Below are 14669 nucleotides of genomic sequence, written 5' to 3' on the forward strand. Positions count from 1 at the left end.
ACCGTCAAACCGCGGCGCACGAAGGGGTCAAAATTGGACGCCGATGAGGGGTCAAATTTACAGGCCGATTGACATTCGGGCAAGTACCAGAATTTTCCCGAGCTTGACCGGGCATCGTGGTTTCAAACAGAAGCAGCCCGCGAACGAATTCTGAAAGGCCAGTCCGTATTCCTCGACCGACTGAACGAAGTACTGTCGGCGTCGAAAAGCGGGGATGCTCGCGCTAAATAAGGACCCAGACGCCGTTATCCGGCGGGAGACAGAAGCTGGTCAGGCCCTGGCTGTCGTTGCTGCTTGGCCATTTTGGTGTAGATCGAGCCGACCGGACGTTTGAGTTTGCGGGCGATAAGGGAAGTCTTCATTCCAGTTTTCCGCCATTTGCCTCAGCCGCTTCTCTTCATCTTCGGTCCAGGGCCGTGCCAAAAGCCGCCGCATAGTCAGGCCTCCTGTCTTATAAACTGTCTTTCCTTCATCGTCGCGCCCAGGGCCGGCGACCGCGATCAAGGTAATCTTCGCTACCTTCATCGCTGGTTTTTCTCCATACTGAACTTCGCTTGCAACCCGCCTTGAGACCGAACGTTCCTACGTCTGCAGATGCGAGCCCCATGAGGGTGACATGAGCAAAGAACCCGCTTTAACTCCCGATGATTTTCCGATCGAAGCAGACAAGCAAAAGCTAAAGACGCAAAAAGGCGAGCCGATAGCGACCGCCGACACGGAAGAACTCGCGGATCAGCTCGCTGAGAAACTGAACGAGCAGGCTCACCGGGAAGAGCAGGACCGCTGGTCCGCGTGACAGGCATTGGTAAGCGCGCGTGCGCGCTCCCGCTTCGCACGGCACGATAGCTTGGCGAGCTCGGAAGTGTTCGCGCCCCATGATGATCGATGTCCCCGCGCATCTCGGTCCAAAAGTGCACACAGCGTGTGTCCTGTGTCCGACGACTGAACACTTAGGAACGGCACAGCTTGCCCTGGCATTGACAGTGTATGCCGGAACGTCGGCATGCTCATTGCCCGGGCAAGCGGCCCCGGCCCCCCTCCTCTCGGGCCGGGGTCGTGCTCGTGGCCGTTCCTTTGTGCCCAGGAACTTTGATCGCAAGCGAAGGTTGATCGCGAATAACCTTCAGAGGATAACTTCATGAAAAACGCAGCCCTAGCATTTGCCGTGCTCGCAGTCTTTGCATCGCCCTCCCTCGCGCAGTCGGTCGGCGAGAAGACGGGCGTCAATTCCGCGCTTGGAATTGCGCCGAAGACCGAAGACTTCATCAAGGAAGCTGCCATGAGCGACATGACGGAGATCGAAGCAGCGAAGATCGCGCAGCAGAAGGGCAACGCCGACGAGAAAAAGTTTGCTGAAATGATGGTGATGGATCACACCAAAACCAGCAGCGAACTCAAATCCATGGTCCCCGACAATCTAAAAGCGGCGATCCCGGCTTCGCTCGATGACGCTTCCCAGAAGAAGATCACGAAGCTTCGCGACACCAAGCCCGAAGATTTCGCGTCGGAATATGATCCGATGCAAGTGAGCGCCCACAAGGATGCGGTGTCGCTGTTCGAGCGTTATGCGAATGGCGGCGACGATGCCAAGCTGAAGGACTGGGCAGGCAAAACGCTGCCGGCGCTCAAGCACCATCTCGACATGGCGCAGGCACTCGACAAGAATCGTAAATAGGTCCAGGCGATCACAACTCAAACGGAAAGCCCGGCCGAAGCCGGGCTTTTGTTTATACCTTACGGCTTCTGGCCGCCCTGCTGGCCGCTCTGTTCGCCGCCTTGCTTATTTTTGCCCGGGTCCTGGTTTTGCTGGCCCGGCTTCTGGTTCGGGTTCTGACCTTGCTGGCCGCCCTGATTGCCCTGCTGGTTCTGCTGTCCAGGGGTCTGCTGCTTGTTGGGATTCTGCTCGTCTGCCATGTGAACATCCTTTCACTTCGTGGATGATGACAATCATGCGCGAAGGTGCTCGTTCCTATTCATTGGACTTAACGAGACCAGGGTGCTCACCGGTCAAACCGCGCTGATATGCCGCGTCACCCGCGCGGCTTCTCGCGCTCCATGACGACGTCCTTTGCCTGCTTGTCTTTTCTCAGGCCGAGATAAACGGGGTGCCGCATTTCGCCTGAGCTTGTCCACTCGGTAAATTTCACTTCGGCGACGAGTTGCGGTTTGACCCAGGTAGTGACTGCTTCGTCCTTCACCTTTTTTCCGAAGGGAGATTTGGCGGCCGTGAGCCTGATCATCTTTTTGTGGAGCTCTTCGAGTGTTTCATGACTGAAGCCCGTCCCGACATGACCGATATAGCGCCAGCCGTTGCCGTCCCGCAGCGCGAGTGTCAGCGCCCCGAAAAAAGGTCTTGTCCTCCGCGGCGCTGTAAATCCCACGATCACCACTTCCTGGCGTTTCGAGGTCTTGATCTTCAGCCAGTCGCCGGTTCGCGCGCCTGACAGGTACTTGCTGTCGGCGCGTTTCGCCATGATGCCTTCAAGACCTTTGCGCTCCGCCTCCTCGAAGAATTTCATGCCGAAGGTCTTCCGATCGCGGCTGAACCCGATCAGCCTGTGCTTCGGCAGGATAACCTTGAGGCGCTTCTTCCGCTCCGTGAGCGGCAGGCCACGAAGGTCTTCTCCATCCTGAAACATCAGGTCGAAGGCAAAGTACTGCAGCTTTGCTTCATGGCGCAGCGCATTCTGCAGGAGCTGGAAATGCGATACGCCGTCCTTGCCGATCGCCACGAGTTCTCCGTCGATGACGGCATCGCCTTTTATACCTTCGAGCGCCTCTGCGACTTCGATATAGCTATGGCTGATGATCTTGCCGTTGCGGCTGTAGAGAGTAACCTTGCCGCCGTCGATCTTTGCGACCATGCGGAAGCCGTCATACTTGTCCTCGAATATCCAGCCCTTATCATCGAACGGCGCGTCGGTCAGTGTCGCGAGCATGGGCTGGAGCCGTTTCGGCAATGTGGATACGCGTGCCACTAGGATTCACCTTCTTCGATCACGTTACGAAACGTGACCGAGTAGCGCAGGCTTTCGACACCGGGAATGCTGTGCTGCCATTCGGTACGCGACGGACCGCGGAGAAGGTAGACGGAGCGCGGCTCGGCAACGAGAGTGTTCCTCTCGAATGACTTTGCCGTTCGCCTGCGCAGCCTGAAGGTGCAGGACGACAACAGGGAAATGCCGGCAACATCGCCAAAGACGGAGCGATCCTTATGCCAGCCGATCCCGGCGCCCGGGCGCGTACTCGGTCACGAGAACCTGCTGGAGCGGCCGGGCGCAATGCGGGCGAATGCCTCGGCACGGGCCCGAACCGGGGTCAGGAATTCAGGCATGTCATCAGTTCTGGTGAGACCACCGCCATTGAAATCGTAGCGCCAGCCAAAAGAAACGGTACGGCGCTTGCCGGTGAACCCGCGGAATTCAAATTCCTTGAATGGAAGCGTCTCGATATCGGCTAGAAGCGCACGCTCTTCATCAGCAGAGAGAAACTCTGGCTGATACTTCATACCTTCAGGAAGGGGACCGGCTCCAAAGAGATCGAGTGTCGGGTTAGTTGCGGGCACTCGTTTTTTTCCGCGCCTCGGAGGTGACGGGCTCGCGGTCGCCCCGGTCACTCTGCCCCCCATTCACTTTTTTCTTTGCGGTCCGGCGGCGGGCCTGAGAAAGCGACCGGCTGACGCTTCGCTGCTGCCCACCCTTTCGCAATTCGCGTCATGTGCTCTCCCCAGCTTCATTTTCCGGTTTACCAACTTTCCCCAAAGGCTCCCGGTTCCTCATTGTGGCGCGTCCGCTGCTGCGCTGCCGGCCGGGCTCTAGCGCGTTCCTTGGCAGTCCCGCGCCCGGGTCTTCGTCCCGGCCATGCGGTGACGATCCCTCGCGCGTAAACGGGGCTACCGCCCCTTCAGCCGTAAAGGGCAAGCCGCGCGGGGCGCGGTGCGTCGCCGCACCCTTGACTGCTTCCCCTGCTCATTGCCGCGTGGCTAGCCGGGTTGCTGACGGCAACCCTTTCAGGCAGGAACCAAGACCGGGCCGCTCCGTTGGAGCTCACTTTCGAGGACGGCGCCAATGTCAAAGAATGATGAGCTCCGCTATGGGACACCCGGAGAGAACGCGGTTCATATCTGCGTCGACATGCAGAGGATGTTTGCGGAAAGCACGGAATGGAAGATGCCGTGGCTGCCGCGCGTCTTGCCTAATGTCGTTTCGGTCACGGCGGTCCATCCCGAGCGCACGGGAATATCGCGGCTTTTGCCAAGTTTTCCGGCTACCCTCAAGCCGTGAGGGCAGCCTCAAGGCCCCGGCTCATGCTTCAAAGCCGGGGTTCCTTTTTAGACGGCACCGCCTCCGCAATCTTTCTTCTGCCGCGCAAACCGTAGAGCTCGGACCCTGGGAAATTTCCCAAGTGTCCGCCCCAGTCGCTGGGCGCTACATCTTCCGCCCATTGGATCGCTTGGGTGGGACGTCGCGGGATGGAAGAACTGATGGCCCAGCTCGATAAGTTTCGGGCGGAGGCAGAGTATTGCGGCCGATTGGCGAGAACTGCGCCAGACAGGCAGACGCGCGCCCTATTCGAACGGCTTGCCGAACGGCTCCGGGACATGATTTAGGAAATCGAGACGACGATCGCCGCGCGAACCAAGCTGAGTGGTCGCTGGGAATAGTTCGTCCGCAATCTGCTCGCTACGGTTGTCGGAACTCACACCCGCCGGGCAGGGACAAGGCTCGATTGCCGACCGGATCGGCGCCAGGAACATCGCGGCTTTTGCCGAGTTTTCCCGACGCCCAAGCTCGTAAGGGCAAACCTCGAAGGCCCCGGCCCATTCTTAGGCAGCACCGCCTCCGCAACGCAATCTGGATAACACCCGGGTTAAATATCTTCACGACGTGCCGTCGCGCGGTCCCCCATTAATTCACGCTCTCAGAAGGACCCGGCACCGATGCGGTGACCCGCAGGGGACGCCCGTGGTGCGCGTCTGTCCCGTCGTGCATCGAATGACGCGCCCAGCCTCAGACGCATCAGCGCGCGTCCCTGAGAGGGATCAGTACCGGGTCGAAGTGCATCAACGACTAAATACAGCCCGTTGCCATCCGCGTAGCGGCCGGGCGGTTTGGAGTCGATTTGTGAGGGTGAGAGCGGGTCGATTTGGCGGGCCATAGGGCGCTTCCGGTTGGGGGCTTACCCCACCTTTTACCCCACTGGAACAGATTGACGTGCTGAAAATCAGTAACGCTTGCTGAGACAAGAAAAACAGTTAACCATTGAAACAAAAGGACTTTCTGCAATTTCATGATTTTCGGTGAAACAGCATGAAACAGGTATCTGGCGGAGAGGGAGGGACTCTCTCCCTTAGCGGCCCGGAGACGCCTTGTTTACAAGTTTATCCTTCGATTTCAGGGGTTCTTGAACGGCCGGTGCTACACCGAGGTGCTCCACCATGCCGACGCTCAAGATGCCGACCCCGCGAAAACGCCCGACCTCCGACTTCTACTGGATCCGGAAGAAAGTACCGCTCGCGCTGCGCCGTCTGGTCGGCAAGACCGAGGTTTGGGCTAGCCTCGGAACCAAAGACGAACGGAAGGCGCTCATCAAGATCGGCGCGGTTACGCGCGCGGCCGGCTTGCGCGCAAATGCAAGGACGAGACCGATGTCTGAAGTGACCTACTATGTTCGCTTTGCCGTTCGTCCCTTCGCACCGGGCGAGGCGACGGAATGCTTCAGCGCCAACGCCGCTGTGATGCGGGCAGAGGCGCTTTCGCGCAAGCCGGGGCATGTAGGCGCCATCGCGTTCAGGCGCACCGGAGATCCGGCGATCGGAGAATTCGGCGACGCCAAGCTGCTCCGGAAGTTCGGCGAGGCGCCGGACGATCTGAGCGCGCTCTGACGGGCGACTTCGCTTCACTCGTCGCCCGGACCGGGGGCATCTCCCGGCTCTAGCAAGTTCAGCGCGGTCTCGATCTGGGCGAGCAATGCCTGGATTTCCTCCCGCTCGTTGGGCCCAGGATCGCTCTCCAGTCGCTCCAGGAGCGCCTGCTTCCGCGCGAGCAGCTTTGCGACCGTCGACATCGCGCCTCCCGATGCTTGGCATCTACAAACGAGTGGTGCGCCCGCGACGATCCTGCCAGTGCTGTGGCCGGCTACGGATCGCCCACCGCAGGCTGGATGGCCACAGACCCTGAATGGAAGACGGATGGACAACCGGCCTCGGCGCCAAGGCCGGATTCTTGGGAAGCTACTTGTCCGGCGGGCGCAGCGGGCTGTCCGCCCATTTTTGGGCGGCGGGGTTGTGCAGCGGATCCTCCTCGCAGGCGGGGCAGACGTATCGCTCGCCGCCCCGGTCCGTCGGCTCGGAGACAAGCTTCATCGCTCTCCCGCAGTGCGGACACCGCTTCCTGATCAGGTGCAGCTCGGACATCTGGATTTCCCCACCGCGACCACCTTAGTGCCGCAGCGAGCGCTCGCTCAAGGGAAATCGCGGAGCCGCCGCAGCGAACGACGCCGCTTGACGCTGCCGCCGCCGATGTCATCAACTTCTTCCGTCGGTAGGGTTGGTGGAGTGACGCGTCATGGCGCTGGAGCAGGAATTCTACCGGGCGATGGCCCATCGCGTGCGCGAACTGGCCGGAAGGGCCGACCCCTTCATCAGGCGGCGACTGCTGGCGCTGGCGGAGCGATACGAAGCCAAGGGCGGCAAGCCTTCTCCGCTGTCCCGGTCCGCCGAGCGTCCGTTGCCGCCGCTGCGCATCGTCCCGCCGGCCACGGCCATACCCGTGTCTGGCGAGGCCTGAGGGACCTCCTCGTTCTTGGCGGCTGGAGCGCGCCTCTCACTTGGCCCGACGGCGGCCTTGACGCCGTCCGTCATCGTCGACACGGGCAGCCCCCTTCGTGAACCAAGCAATCGCTCTTGCCGTTGTGCCGCATCCGGGCGCCTTCGACTGCATGCGCCGAGAGACAATCATGGGGACCGAATTCACGCCAGCATCTCGATTCAGGCGGCGCCTGGGACCGGACCTACCTTGAGTCCCTGATCCGCGAGGATTTCGAGCGATGCCATCCCGGCGAAACGCTGGAGGATCTCAAGCGCCGCGCGTCTTTTCGAAGGAGGACAAAGGCCTGCTGCGGGACTGGATGGCGGTAGCGGAGGCTTGCGCTGCGGCCGCATGCAAGGCCAAGGCATCGCCGGCGCGCTCGACCATCCGCTGATCCGCCGCCCACCATTGCGGGCTTGATCGAAGGATCGGAGTCTCACAACGATCCCGGTTCGACCCGGCTAGGCTCGGGTATCCAGTAGCTGCGAGACAGCGGCAGCCAATTGCGCCGGCGCAAAGGGCTTCTCGATCAGGAGGCTGCCATCGACGCCTTGCGATTTCCAGTCTGGCGCGCTGGCGCTCGTCATGTAGACCACGGGAAAGCCAGGCGTGATTTCCCTTATCTGCCGCGCCAGCTCCCATCCGCTGATGCCATCACCCAGGTTGACGTCAGTCAGCAGCGCCCGACACCCTTCGCGGCCGTCGCGAAAGGTCGACAGGGCCGCCTCTCCCGTATGGACCGAGCAGGCCTCGAAACCGCCGCCGGACAAGACGTCCTCGACGAAGCTGCAAATCAGCGCTTCATCCTCCACGACCAGAACACGAACGGCATTACTCACTTTTCAGGTCTCCTCGGCGACCGATGCGGTCGTCTCGCGTGGCGGCGGGCGCGTCGGCCCGCGGGTGCTGTGCGGCCTCAAGCCACCGGCACACCGTAGTAGGCGTTCACGGAGCGCGTGGTCGCCGGGTCGCTCCAGTTCCAACTGCTCTCGTCGGCGTATTTGGGAGCGCCGCGGAGCTGGTCCTGGGCGATGCCGGTGACATAACCGCCGAGGTTGGTGTCGTATTTCAGCGCCTGCCAGGGCAGCGGATAATGATCATCGCCGATGCCGAGCAGGCCGCCGAAGCTGAGCACGGCGTACGACACCTTTCCGCCGACCTTGTCGATCATGACGCGCTCGATGTAGCCGACCTTTTCTCCGTCGGCCCCGTACACGTTCGTGCCCTCGACCTTGTCGCTCCCGATCAGGCTGAAGGTCTCGCGATCTTCCATGGCCATGTTGACCTCCCTCTGTTGTTCTGGAGTCAACGGGACGACGACGGCTCCGTTCCTGGCGGACGCCTCGGCGGCGGCGTTCACGCCGTCGGCAGCGACCGCCAGATGGAGCGGCTGGTGGAGCTGGGTCTCGTGGAAACACACATCGGCAGATCCAGCAGCAAGGCCTGGCCGGATGAAAGCGGTGTCCAAAGGTGTCGATGAGGGCCGGGATCGGTAGTCAGGCTTTTAGATCGAACTGGATGCGCAGCCTGTCGGCTATTGCTTCGATCATCTCGCAACGATCCGCGTCCCGCTGCGGCCCGTCCCTCATGATCTCGACTTTCCAGGAATCTTCGTGCGGCACGACCGAGATCGCCAGGTCCGTCGGCCAGTCGCTGATGTCTTCCATCTCCAGCCTGATGGCAGACTCCAGTTCCTCGCGGGTTTTCGCCGGCTTCTTCAAGCTGGTTCTCTCACCGCGCGGAACGGGACCACCGCCTTTGGCTATCCGCGCGAGCGCATGTTATTGAACAGCGGGCATTACGCCTTTGGCTATCCGCTACAGGCGCCGTACTCTTAAACGGCGGGCGGTGGTCCAACGAGTCAAAGGCTTTGCCGGGAAATTGTTCCGACCGGCCGGTTACGGATGGCGGGTTCCGGTGGCGACGTCGCTGATGTCGCGGCAAGGGCACACCGGTCCCCAGAACAACTTGGCCTTCCAAATGGGACCAAATGGCTCTCAACTCGCCCTATTCTTCGACCTGGTCCAGCACGTCGCGGACCTTGGCGGCCAATTCGTTGAAGCTGAAGGGCTTGACGATCAGCTGCACGCCTTTGTCGAGGCGACCGTGATGGATGATCGAGTTGCGGGCGTATCCGGTGGTGAACAGAACCTTCAAGGAAGGCCGAACGGCTCTGGCCTGAGCTGCGAGCTGTGCGCCAGTCATGCCGCCCGGCAGGACCACGTCCGTAAACAGTAGGTCTACTCGGGGCTGGCGATCCAGCGCCCGCAGTGCCGCCGGTCCGTCGTGGGCCTCAAGCACACGGTAGCCGAGCTCGCGCAGGCTTTCGACCGAGTAGGCTCTGACTTCCTCGTCGTCCTCGACGACCAGAACGGTCTCTTCCTGGCCGGCCTCCGGATTGAGCATCTCTTCAGGTGCGGCGTCATGCGATGCCTCACCTGCCAGCCGGGGAAGATAGATCTTGACCGTGGTACCCTGCCCGACCTCCGAATAGATCTTCACGTGCCCGCCCGACTGCTTGACGAAGCCATAGACCTGGCTCAGTCCGAGTCCCGTGCCCTTGCCTACGGGTTTCGTCGTGAAGAAGGGCTCGAACGCCTGCGCCACGGTCTGCGGGTCCATGCCGACGCCCGCGTCGCTGACCGAGATCACGACGTATTGCCCGGCCACCACCTCGCTGTGGGCAGCCACGTAGGCCTCGTCGATGTGGGCGTTCCCGGTCTCGAGCGTCAGCCTTCCCCCGTTCGGCATCGCATCCCGAGCGTTGACGGCGAGATTGAGGATGGCGGCCTCGAGCTCGTTCGGATCGGCCTCCACCCGCCACAGACCGGCGCCGAGGACCGTCTCCACCGCGATGGTCTCGCCGAGAGTGCGATGGATCATTTCGGAAAGGCCGTTGACCAGAACGTTGACGTCGACCGGTTTGGGATCGAGCGCCTGACGGCGCGAGAACGCCAGCAGGCGCTGAGTGAGCGAGGCGGCCCGCTGCGCGCCGTTCATCGCGTGACGTGCGGCGCGCTGCAGGCGAGGAGACTCGGGGCCAAGATTGCGCTGCAGGGTGTCGAGATTTCCGATGATCACCTGCAGGAGGTTGTTGAAGTCGTGGGCGATGCCTCCCGTCAACTGCCCCACGGCTTCCATCTTCTGGGACTGCCGCAGCGCCTCCTCGTTGCGCTTGAGCTGTTCGGTGCGCTCAAGCACCTGCTTTTCCAGCGTGGCATTTAACTCGACCAGCGCCTCCTGGGCGCGCTTGCGTTCCGCGATCTCGCGCTGGGAGGCCTGCGACAGGCGGACATTGTCGATCCCCACCGCAGCTTCGGCCGCAAGACCCGAGAGGCCCCGCTCCGATCGCTCCGAAAACACGCCCGCCTTGGCATGGCCGAAAAACAATCCTCCGATCACGCCGCCGGTCCGAGAGATCACGGGAACGGCGAGATAGCTGCGCACCGGCAGGTGGCCTTCGGGCATGCCTCGATGCGGCGGGTTGTTGCCGTAACGACGATCTTTGGTGATGTCGTCGGAACGGACGATGCCTTCGCCGTTGAACGTCGGCGCGAATACTCCGGTGTTTCGCGGCATCGGGAATTTCGAGAAGGCCTCCAGCGGAGCGACCGAAAGCGTGTAGAGCATGTAGCTCTTGCCAGCGTCGTTGGTGCGGTTGTAGAAGAACGCTCCGAACTCGGCGCCGCTCAGCTCGACGCCCGCGTCGGTGACGATCTGCACCAGGCGCTCGAGATCGGTCTCGACCGCAAGAGCGGATCCGGCGCGATTGAGCACTTCGAGCGCGTGCCGCTCCTCGCGGATGATGTCCTCGGTCTCCCGCTGGACCGTGCGGTCGCGCAGGATCTTGACGAAGCCGACGATCTCTCCGCCCTCGCGGATGGGGGTCAGTTCGCCGACCGCCCAGAAGCGGCTCCCGTCCTTGCGGAGGCGCCATCCTTCCTCGCCGCCGCCCCTGCCGCGGGCAGCCGCATCGTCGATCTCCTGGCTAAGCCTCGCCTGTCCGTCCCCGTCGGCGAAGATGCGGGCCAGAGACTTGCCGAGCATCTCGGGTTCGCTTCAGCCCAGAATGCGGGCTGCCCCGCTGTTCCAACTGGTGACGATGCCTTCGCCGTCCGTGCTGATGATGGCCGTCTCGGTCGCCCCGTTGACGATCTGGCGCCACTGTGCCGCCGAGATTTGACCCGGTCGGCTCGCAAGGTCGTCGACTTCGATCATAGATGCTCCTGACACCTGCGGATGCAGCGCCCGGACGGACTGACCCGACCGAACCAATGCTCCAGACGAACGCGACCAAAAGGCCGGCGTCAGTTGCTCGACGTGATTTGACGGCCCCCGACGGCGAAAGGAATTACCCTTGGCCAACGCGCCGCGCCAGCGGCGAGTTCCCATGGCGCAGCAGGCGCCGCGGCCGGTAAAAATCGCCTCGGCCGCACGGGGACGGGAACAAACCCCGCTCGGGCGGACATCGGTCCTTTCGGCGCAACCGACGAGCAGGGCACGCGACACGTTCTGGCCGCTCGGACCGAGGCATCGGCGAGGACTAGGCCCGTCGGTCAGCCTGGTCTGCCTCATCGCCCGAGCAGCATGCCAATCGGGCCGGGCGGACGTCTCACTAATCCGGAGGGGACCGAGGCACTTGCATGTGCCATCATTGCCTCTTCCCCGTCGGACCGCGGGGTAAAGGCTGGCCGGGAGACGGTCGGTCCTGCCGGGCCACGAAGCTTGAAGAAAGGGCCGACGATGTCATCCGAGCAACCTGGTCCGGAGCCGTCCGAAACCGCCCAACAGATCAACGATCTGTTCGACTCGGCCGAGCTTTCGAAGGCGATCGAAACGGAGGAATTCAAACGCTTCCTCGACTACATCCCGATCGCCATCGTCGTCTCGAAACATTTCCGCGGCGACCAGCGCATCTGCTACGCGAACAGGGCGCTCGAAACTCTCCTCGGCGCGAGCGCGCAGGACTGCGGAAGTCGAGACCTGGATGACCGCGCCCGCTGACGAGGCGCTGAAGCTGCAGCGCCCGCTTCCGGACGGGACGCTGCGGATCGTCGCCCGCGGCATGAAGGAAGACCCCGCCGGGTCAGCGGCGTGACCGACGAGAAAGACGACAACCAGGCAAGCCGGCCCGCCGCGCCAGCGGAAGGTCCATGTCGTCGCTCAGCAAGCCGACGTGGTGTTCAATGGGCAGTAAACCCGCCGTCCACCGGTAGCGCGACGCCGAGGACGAAGCTGGCGCCGGGACTGCACAGCCAGAGAACGGCGGCTGCGATCTCATCGGATTCGCCAAGCCGTCCGATCGGCTGGTCGCGCATGATTTCTTTCATTGCGTCGGCCTGCTCCGCCAGCATGTCCGAGACTATCGGTGTGTTGATCGTGCCGGGGCAGATCGCGTTGATCCGGATGCCGCGTGGCGCGTACTCCATCGCCGCACTCCGCGTCAGTCCGATGACGCCGTGCTTGGAGGCGTGATAGGCGGCGCGGCTTGGTAATCCGACGAGACCTCCGAGCGACGAGCAATTCACGATGGCTCCTCTTCCCTGCGTCCGCATCTGTTGCAATTCGTGCTTCATACAAGCCCAGACTCCGCGAAGGTTTATTCCGTTCACCCGATCGAAGTTCTCCGCGGTCTCGTCCGCCGCATCGCTCGGCGGCGCCTGGATGCCCGCGTTGTTGAAGGCCATATCGAGCCTCCCGAATTGCGTGGCCCGACGCCAAGATAGCTTAGAGCATCGGCGGATTACCGGCTCGAAATCGGACGCCAACGGCACACCATCTCCTGAACCGGCGTCGACTATGTTGGCTAAGCCGAGCGAGGAATGCTTCGGCGCGGAGCCACGCTCGCGCAGCCTGCGCCATCTGCCACGGTCCGACGGGCATCAGCCGCGCGGAGTCGTCGAAGCCAGTACGCCAGCCTGATCTACAAGGAGCTGCTCGACTTCCGCTCGGGAGCCCTCACCAACGCCGCGATGTCACGGTCAACCTGACGGACCAATCGCCGATCTCGCGGCCTACTACGCCTACGGCGCACCGCAGCGGGGCATCGCGCCCTGCGTGACACGGCAGCCTCGACAAATAAGGCGGGTAAGCTGGAGGGACAATCGGAGGCCACGTGAAGGCGCAACTACGCGCCTCGAGCGAGCGCCGCAAGAAATCAGCCAGCTTATGCGGAACATCGCGCGAGCCATGACGCCCCAGGAGATCAACGAGGCCGCAGCGTACCATCCTTCCTAGCTGCCGGAGGTAGTGAAGGTGAGCGTTTCTCGACAGGCGATTATCTCAGCCACAGCTTGAGGGGAACCGCCTGACGATCAGGACATTTCATGGCGCCCGTATAGGAGTCTGACAGCCGCCCACTGTAGGTGCATTCGACGCCGGCAACCGAGACTGTCGCGTTCAATTGGGATGATGAGGCCGATATCTGAAAACGCATTTCACCAGTCTTTTCTTCCGGACCATCCTGAGTACACACACCGATGTGCTTCATCGTCAATGGCCCGGTGTATTCCTTTGTATGGCCGGATGTGGTTTCCATGACGGTGGCGGTCAACTCCCATTCGCCGAGATAGCCCGAGTATCCAACGACCTGAAGCGATTGATCGACAGCCTGCGTCGCGAGAGCACTATTCCGGATGCTACGCAAGCCGCCCGATGCGCGCGATCGATTCAAATGCGACCTCGACGAGCTTCTGGCGCTGCTCGGTGAGCGGCAGGCGGACGACGCTGCGTACGTCCCTGCGCGAGGTCTCGATGTTCCAGTGTGGCTTCTGGGATCGTCAACATCGTCGGCGGCGCTGGCCGGAACGCTTGGCCTGCCGTTCTCCTACGCGAGCCATATTGCGCCCGATGACCTGCAGGTCGCCTTGCACACCTATCGCAAGAATTTCCGAGCTTCCAAAACCCTGCAGCGCGACTATACGATGGTTTCCGCCTTCATCATTGCTGCGGAGACCGATACTCAAGCCCAGGATCTGCTGGCATCGATCCGGCCGATCCTGATGCAGTGGTTTCGCAAGACAAGCGTGCCATTGGCGACGGACAAGGTCACGACACCCACTGCAGCGGCAACGCCTGAGCAAGACCTGCCCTATGCTATCGTGGGCTCGCCGGAGACGGTGCGATCCGGTATCGAGGCAATGGTGCGAAAGACGCTGGCCGACGAACTGATGGTCGTCACGCTGATCCGCGACCCCGCTGCTGCCCGCCGCTCTTACGAGATCGTTGCCCGCATCTGCAGGAACATCACCCGTGAGCCCGCGAGATCAACCACTGGCTGAGCATGTGGGAGTTCCGAATTCGTCGACATCTCCCACAAAATTCTCGGCAGGCAATTGCTACCTTTTGCTGACGTTTGGAGCTAAAATGAAACCTGGTGTCACCACGGAATTTGAAACGACGGAATTCGCAGGAATAACCGCCAAGATCATCAACCCCTTCCCCAGCCCGTTCACTGTCCTCGACATGACTATCAAGCCTGGTTTCGGCGCGCCTGCTGATATCTCGTCGACCGAAGACAAGCTCTTTATGGTAATCGAGGGGCAACTAAAGTATCTCATCGGCAGATAAGACCGAAATTGTCGGCCCCGGCGCCCGCGTGATAATTCCAAGGGGCGTCATTCACGGCTTCACAAATGTCGGCCACGGCTTCACAAATGTCGGCATCGGTGAAGCCCGGCATATCCTTGTGTCCACGCCACGCCGCCACGAGGAGTTCTTCCTCGATTTGCACAGCATACCGCAACCGCGTAAGGAGCACATGGACCAACTGCCGGCGATCGCCGGACGCGGGTGCGATGACGGACACCACGCAAGACGGCGCATCGGCCGGTGGCTGGTCGCCGGAACGCTCGGCGGCTG

At 61.9% G+C, this 14669-nt stretch carries 20 protein-coding genes and 3 pseudogenes; 9 read left to right on the top strand and 14 right to left on the bottom strand.

From position 1 onward, the window contains the following. Window positions 1–270 precede the first annotated feature (270 nt). The gene (locus tag AC0L3X_RS44275) at window positions 271–525 is read right to left on the bottom strand and encodes a hypothetical protein (protein WP_354098933.1); all 255 of its coding nucleotides are present in this window, start codon (window positions 523–525) and stop codon (window positions 271–273) included. A gap of 91 nt (window positions 526–616) precedes the next feature. Here AC0L3X_RS44275 and AC0L3X_RS44280 point away from each other — a divergent pair, with 91 nt between their 5' ends. Beyond that, window positions 617–796, top strand: coding sequence for a hypothetical protein (locus AC0L3X_RS44280; RefSeq protein ID WP_162479121.1), 180 nt, complete (start codon window positions 617–619; stop codon window positions 794–796). Between the two features lie 342 nt (window positions 797–1138). Further along, on the top strand, window positions 1139–1675 hold the full coding sequence (locus AC0L3X_RS44285) for a DUF4142 domain-containing protein (protein ID WP_354100530.1): 537 nt from the start codon (window positions 1139–1141) through the stop codon (window positions 1673–1675). Window positions 1676–1734: 59 nt separating this feature from the next. Here AC0L3X_RS44285 and AC0L3X_RS44290 read toward each other — a convergent pair whose 3' ends face one another. The 4 genes from AC0L3X_RS44290 to AC0L3X_RS44305 form a co-directional block, all read right to left on the bottom strand. Next, window positions 1735–1914 carry a hypothetical protein gene (locus AC0L3X_RS44290; RefSeq protein ID WP_354100529.1) on the bottom strand — a complete coding sequence of 60 codons (180 nt, stop codon included), beginning with the start codon at window positions 1912–1914 and terminating at the stop codon, window positions 1735–1737. 116 nt (window positions 1915–2030) lie between these two features. Further along, window positions 2031–2978 carry a non-homologous end-joining DNA ligase gene (gene ligD, locus AC0L3X_RS44295; protein WP_162479118.1) on the bottom strand — a complete coding sequence of 316 codons (948 nt, stop codon included), beginning with the start codon at window positions 2976–2978 and terminating at the stop codon, window positions 2031–2033. Next, entirely contained in the window at window positions 2978–3226 is a 249-nt protein-coding gene (locus AC0L3X_RS44300) for an alpha-ketoglutarate-dependent dioxygenase AlkB (protein WP_456679821.1), read from the bottom strand. Before AC0L3X_RS44300 ends, ligD begins: the two co-directional genes overlap by 1 nt. 24 nt (window positions 3227–3250) lie before the next feature. After that, window positions 3251–3565, bottom strand: a complete 315-nt coding sequence (locus AC0L3X_RS44305; protein WP_354100528.1) for a hypothetical protein — start codon at window positions 3563–3565, stop codon at window positions 3251–3253. A gap of 1887 nt (window positions 3566–5452) precedes the next feature. Between AC0L3X_RS44305 and AC0L3X_RS44310 the strand changes: the two are divergent. Together AC0L3X_RS44310 and AC0L3X_RS44315 are read left to right on the top strand one after the other, a co-directional pair. After that, window positions 5453–5593 (top strand): annotated as a pseudogene (locus AC0L3X_RS44310) (DUF6538 domain-containing protein); the annotation flags it as partial. A 54-nt stretch (window positions 5594–5647) separates the two neighbouring features. Further along, window positions 5648–5884: a hypothetical protein gene (locus AC0L3X_RS44315; RefSeq protein ID WP_354100545.1), complete on the top strand. Its 237-nt coding sequence runs from the start codon at window positions 5648–5650 to the stop codon at window positions 5882–5884. Between the two features lie 14 nt (window positions 5885–5898). On the opposite strand, the gene AC0L3X_RS44320 is transcribed toward AC0L3X_RS44315, so the two are convergent. Both AC0L3X_RS44320 and AC0L3X_RS44325 read right to left on the bottom strand, forming a co-directional pair. Then, window positions 5899–6066, bottom strand: a complete 168-nt coding sequence (locus tag AC0L3X_RS44320) for a hypothetical protein (RefSeq protein ID WP_212479338.1) — start codon at window positions 6064–6066, stop codon at window positions 5899–5901. Between the two features lie 166 nt (window positions 6067–6232). Continuing rightward, entirely contained in the window at window positions 6233–6415 is a 183-nt protein-coding gene (locus AC0L3X_RS44325) for a hypothetical protein (protein WP_144030591.1), read from the bottom strand. 151 nt (window positions 6416–6566) lie between these two features. Here AC0L3X_RS44325 and AC0L3X_RS44330 point away from each other — a divergent pair, with 151 nt between their 5' ends. Continuing rightward, complete coding sequence (locus AC0L3X_RS44330) at window positions 6567–6788, top strand: hypothetical protein (RefSeq protein ID WP_341850589.1); 222 nt, start codon at window positions 6567–6569, stop codon at window positions 6786–6788. Between the two features lie 482 nt (window positions 6789–7270). Here the strand turns inward: AC0L3X_RS44330 and AC0L3X_RS44335 are convergent, their stop codons facing one another. From AC0L3X_RS44335 to AC0L3X_RS44350, 4 genes and pseudogenes are all read right to left on the bottom strand, one after another. After that, complete coding sequence (locus AC0L3X_RS44335; protein WP_085398616.1) at window positions 7271–7648, bottom strand: response regulator; 378 nt, start codon at window positions 7646–7648, stop codon at window positions 7271–7273. A 77-nt stretch (window positions 7649–7725) separates the two neighbouring features. Then, on the bottom strand, window positions 7726–8088 hold the full coding sequence (locus tag AC0L3X_RS44340) for a PRC-barrel domain-containing protein (protein ID WP_085398621.1): 363 nt from the start codon (window positions 8086–8088) through the stop codon (window positions 7726–7728). Window positions 8089–8305: 217 nt separating this feature from the next. After that, the gene (locus AC0L3X_RS44345) at window positions 8306–8530 is read right to left on the bottom strand and encodes a hypothetical protein (RefSeq protein ID WP_212479737.1); all 225 of its coding nucleotides are present in this window, start codon (window positions 8528–8530) and stop codon (window positions 8306–8308) included. Window positions 8531–8816: 286 nt separating this feature from the next. Next, window positions 8817–11027 (bottom strand): annotated as a pseudogene (locus AC0L3X_RS44350) (ATP-binding protein). Between the two features lie 525 nt (window positions 11028–11552). On the opposite strand from AC0L3X_RS44350, the gene AC0L3X_RS44355 reads away from it, so the two are divergent. Further along, window positions 11553–11813 (top strand): PAS domain-containing protein, encoded by a 261-nt coding sequence (locus AC0L3X_RS44355; RefSeq protein WP_231145702.1) that lies wholly within the window; start codon window positions 11553–11555, stop codon window positions 11811–11813. Beyond that, window positions 11782–11907 (top strand): annotated as a pseudogene (locus AC0L3X_RS44360) (SOS response-associated peptidase); the annotation flags it as partial. The gene AC0L3X_RS44355 and the pseudogene AC0L3X_RS44360, both read left to right, overlap by 32 nt. An 85-nt stretch (window positions 11908–11992) precedes the next feature. On the opposite strand, the gene AC0L3X_RS44365 reads toward AC0L3X_RS44360, so the two are convergent. Next, window positions 11993–12553 carry an SDR family oxidoreductase gene (locus AC0L3X_RS44365; protein ID WP_283808539.1) on the bottom strand — a complete coding sequence of 187 codons (561 nt, stop codon included), beginning with the start codon at window positions 12551–12553 and terminating at the stop codon, window positions 11993–11995. Between the two features lie 533 nt (window positions 12554–13086). Next, window positions 13087–13362: a hypothetical protein gene (locus AC0L3X_RS44370; protein ID WP_144030593.1), complete on the bottom strand. Its 276-nt coding sequence runs from the start codon at window positions 13360–13362 to the stop codon at window positions 13087–13089. A gap of 82 nt (window positions 13363–13444) precedes the next feature. Between AC0L3X_RS44370 and AC0L3X_RS44375 the strand changes: the two genes are divergently transcribed. Then, on the top strand, window positions 13445–14089 hold the full coding sequence (locus tag AC0L3X_RS44375) for an LLM class flavin-dependent oxidoreductase (protein WP_085398619.1): 645 nt from the start codon (window positions 13445–13447) through the stop codon (window positions 14087–14089). 85 nt (window positions 14090–14174) lie between these two features. Then, a complete protein-coding gene (locus AC0L3X_RS44380) occupies window positions 14175–14378 on the top strand; it encodes a hypothetical protein (RefSeq protein ID WP_201266103.1) in 204 nt (67 codons plus the stop codon). Here AC0L3X_RS44380 and AC0L3X_RS44385 read toward each other — a convergent pair. Further along, window positions 14365–14669, bottom strand: a 305-nt coding sequence (locus AC0L3X_RS44385; protein ID WP_473317484.1) for a hypothetical protein, incomplete at its 5' end; no start/stop codon positions are given. The two genes, AC0L3X_RS44380 and AC0L3X_RS44385, sit on opposite strands and share 14 nt — an antisense overlap.

The organism is Bradyrhizobium sp. MI1.7, assembly GCF_055811795.1.

Excerpts from the sequence above, each read along its gene's own strand:
- AC0L3X_RS44275 (WP_354098933.1), bottom strand. The coding sequence starts at position 525 with ATGAAGGTAGCGAAGATTACCTTGATCGCGGTCGCCGGCCCTGGGCGC.
- AC0L3X_RS44280 (WP_162479121.1), top strand. The coding sequence starts at position 617 with ATGAGCAAAGAACCCGCTTTAACTCCCGATGATTTTCCGATCGAAGCA.
- AC0L3X_RS44285 (WP_354100530.1), top strand. The coding sequence starts at position 1,139 with ATGAAAAACGCAGCCCTAGCATTTGCCGTGCTCGCAGTCTTTGCATCG.
- AC0L3X_RS44290 (WP_354100529.1), bottom strand. The coding sequence starts at position 1,914 with ATGGCAGACGAGCAGAATCCCAACAAGCAGCAGACCCCTGGACAGCAG.
- AC0L3X_RS44315 (WP_354100545.1), top strand. The coding sequence starts at position 5,648 with ATGTCTGAAGTGACCTACTATGTTCGCTTTGCCGTTCGTCCCTTCGCA.
- AC0L3X_RS44320 (WP_212479338.1), bottom strand. The coding sequence starts at position 6,066 with ATGTCGACGGTCGCAAAGCTGCTCGCGCGGAAGCAGGCGCTCCTGGAG.
- AC0L3X_RS44325 (WP_144030591.1), bottom strand. The coding sequence starts at position 6,415 with ATGTCCGAGCTGCACCTGATCAGGAAGCGGTGTCCGCACTGCGGGAGA.
- AC0L3X_RS44330 (WP_341850589.1), top strand. The coding sequence starts at position 6,567 with ATGGCGCTGGAGCAGGAATTCTACCGGGCGATGGCCCATCGCGTGCGC.
- AC0L3X_RS44340 (WP_085398621.1), bottom strand. The coding sequence starts at position 8,088 with ATGGCCATGGAAGATCGCGAGACCTTCAGCCTGATCGGGAGCGACAAG.
- AC0L3X_RS44355 (WP_231145702.1), top strand. The coding sequence starts at position 11,553 with ATGTCATCCGAGCAACCTGGTCCGGAGCCGTCCGAAACCGCCCAACAG.
- AC0L3X_RS44375 (WP_085398619.1), top strand. The coding sequence starts at position 13,445 with ATGCTACGCAAGCCGCCCGATGCGCGCGATCGATTCAAATGCGACCTC.
- AC0L3X_RS44380 (WP_201266103.1), top strand. The coding sequence starts at position 14,175 with ATGAAACCTGGTGTCACCACGGAATTTGAAACGACGGAATTCGCAGGA.